At 44.0% G+C, this 3252-nt stretch carries 1 protein-coding gene; it reads left to right on the forward strand.

Annotated elements, in window-relative coordinates; genetic code table 11:
• Positions 1 to 3252: ATP-binding protein (locus IQ229_RS20070; RefSeq protein ID WP_194046749.1), on the forward strand; the 3252-nt coding region annotated here is incomplete at both ends.

Genomic DNA, 3252 nt, shown 5'->3' on the forward strand with positions numbered 1-3252 from the left:
AGCCCCAATTCTCAGGTTTATCGGGGATATCGAGAGTTAGATCGACAACCAGTAGTACTGAAAGTTCTGTGGCAAGAATACCCATCCCCAGAAGCGATCGCTCGGTTTAAACTTGAATACGATCTCACGCGCCGTTTTCAAGCGCCGGGAATTATCCAAGCCTACGACTTGAAAAAGTATCAAAACACCTTAGTCTTAGTTTTAGAGGATTTTGGTGGACAACCTCTGCGTGAGTTACTTAATCAATCGCCTCTACCGCTAGAGAATTTTTTGCAATTGGCTATGCAAGTAGCGGCAGCTTTAGAAGAAATTCATCAGCAACAGATTATTCATAAAGACATTAATCCTGCCAATATTCTTCTCAATCCCACGACTAAACAAACGAAAATTATTGACTTTGGCATTGCTACTTTGCTGTCGCGGGAAAATCCCACGTTGCGAAATCTAAATGTTTTAGAAGGGACTCTCGCTTATATTTCTCCCGAACAAACAGGACGGATGAATCGCTCGATTGATTATCGCACCGATTTTTACTCTTTGGGAGTCACTTTTTACGAACTGTTAACCCAGCATTTACCTTTTATTAGCGACGATCCTGTAGAACTGGTTCACAGTCATATTGCCAAACAACCGATTCCGCCCGATCGAATTAATCCCCTGATTCCGCCAGCGCTTTCACAAATTGTGATGAAGTTGCTGGAAAAGACTGCCGAAGCGCGTTATCAAAGTGCTTTTGGATTGCAGGCGGATTTACAGCAATGCCTGGAGACGTTGAACACTACAGGGCAAATTCCCTTATTTGAACTAGCACAGCGCGATCGCTCCGGTAGATTTCAAATTCCTCAAAAACTGTACGGACGCGAGGCGGAAGTGGCAAATTTGCTGGCAGCTTTTGAGCGAGCAAGTCACGGTCAAAGCGAAGTGATGCTGATTGCAGGTTATTCTGGAATTGGCAAATCAGCCCTAGTTCAAGAAATTTATAAACCGATTACCCAGCAACGGGGATATTTTATCTCTGGGAAGTTTGACCAGTTTCAACGCAACATTCCCTACAGTTCTTTAATTCAAGCCTTTCAAGCTTTAATTCGCCAACTATTAACTACAAGTGAAGCCGAAATTACCACTTGGCGCAAAAAATTATTAGATGCTCTTGGTGTCAATGGCCAGGTGATTATCGAAGTGATTGCAGAGGTAGAACTAATTATTGGTCAGCAGCCACCTGTTATAGAACTATCGCCCAAGGAAGCGCAAACTCGGTTTAATTTGGTCTTGCAAAACTTCATTAAGGTCTTTACCCAAAAGGAACATCCTTTAGTAATGTTTTTGGATGACCTGCAATGGGCGGATAGTGCATCACTCCAGCTGATTCAGTTGTTAATGAGTCAAGCAGACAGTCAATATCTGTTGTTGATTGGTGCTTATCGTGATAATGAAGTAGATAAAAGCCATCCCCTGCGGACAACGATCGCATCCTTAGAACAAGCAGGAGTGGCTATTCACGAACTCACCTTAACGCCTTTAGCATTGCCCCAAATTCAACAACTCCTCAGCGATACCCTCAACAATGCCGATTTAGCAGAAATTACTCCTTTAGCAGAACTGCTTCAGCAGAAGACTAATGGTAATCCCTTCTTCATGAATGAATTTCTGAAGTCGCTGTATACAGAAGAATTACTCCAGTTTAATTTCACCCAGCGACAATGGCAGTGGCAACTGACAAAAATCCAGGCAGCCCAGATTACTGATAACGTAGTTGAGTTGATGGCGCTGAAAATTCAAAAGCTGCCAGTAGCTACCCAGGAAGCTTTAAAATTAGCAGCTTGTATTGGTAATTCCTTTGATTTGCATACCTTAGCGATCGCTAGCTCAAAATCTCTTGTAGATGTAGCCGCCCAACTCTGGGAAGCCGTGCAAACAGGACTAATTTTACCCCAAGGTAATGACTACCAACTCTTGCAAGTTGCCGACCTAGAAGTAACAGCGTTGACAAATTTGGATGTAGTCTACAAATTTCTGCACGATCGCGTCCAGCAAGCAGCCTATTCACTGATTTCTACTGACCAAAAACAGGCAGTACACTTGCAGATTGGGCAACTATTATTACAAGGCATTACTCCCCAAAAGCAAGAAGAGAAAATTTTTGACATTGTTAACCAACTGAATTTCGGCATCAACCTGATTACAGACCCTCAACAGCGCCAAAAACTAGCTCAGTTAAATTTAACAGCAGGTAACAAAGCCAAAGCCTCAGCAGCCTATCAGCCAGCCTTAGATTATCTGACAATGGGGATTAACAGCCTAGCAGCTAACTGTTGGCGGCAACAGTATCAGCTAGCTTTGGCATTGCACACCGCCGCCGCCGAAGCTGCTTATCTGGGTGGGGACTTTGAACGCATGGATGCACTCACAGATGAAGTACTGGAAAAGACCCGTAGCACAGTCGATCAAGTGCAGGTTTATGCGATCAAAATCCAAGCTGCGATCGCCCGCGATCAACTCTTAGCAGCTTCTAAACTCGGTCTGCAAGTTCTGCAACTGCTGGGCATTCCCTTGGCTAGCAACCCCGGTCAACCGCAAATTATGCTGGGATTGTTAAAAACTAAATTTGCTTTGCTAGGTAAGCAGGTACACACCTTAGCCGACTTGCCAAAACTCACCCATCCCACGAAATTAGCGGCAATTCGCATCCTTGCGAGTATCGCCTCCGCAACCTACCTAGCAGCCCCGAACGTTTTTCCTTTGACGGTCTTTAAACAGGTAGAAATATCCGCCAAATACGGCAATGCGGCGGAATCAGCTTTTGCTTATGCTACCTATGGCTTGATTCTCTGTGGCGTTGTTGGGGATCTGCAAGGGGGATATAAATTTGGTGAATTAGCCTTGAAAGTGCTAGACCGCTTCAATGCCAAGCACCTGCAAGCGAGAACTTTATTTGTAGTTAATTCCTTTGTCCGCCACTGGCAAGAACCACTCCAAAATACTATTCCTTCACTGGATGCAGCATTTCAAGTTGGGCGCGATACGGGTGATACCGAATATGCTTCATTTTGTGCCAATACATGCTCTATGCATTGCTATTTTACTGGTCAAAATCTGGCTGAATTGGATGAATGTTTAACTATTTACGCAGAGGCAGTTCAGCAGTTTAAGAAAAAACCGATTTTTGTTCTCATTCAAATGTATCGCCAAGCAGTTGCTAATTTACAGGGCAAAAATGCTAACCCCTGTCAGTTGGTGGGGGAATTTTATGAT

Source organism: Nostoc cf. edaphicum LEGE 07299 (assembly GCF_015207245.1).
In the GTDB taxonomy this organism is placed as follows: domain Bacteria; phylum Cyanobacteriota; class Cyanobacteriia; order Cyanobacteriales; family Nostocaceae; genus Nostoc; species Nostoc edaphicum_B.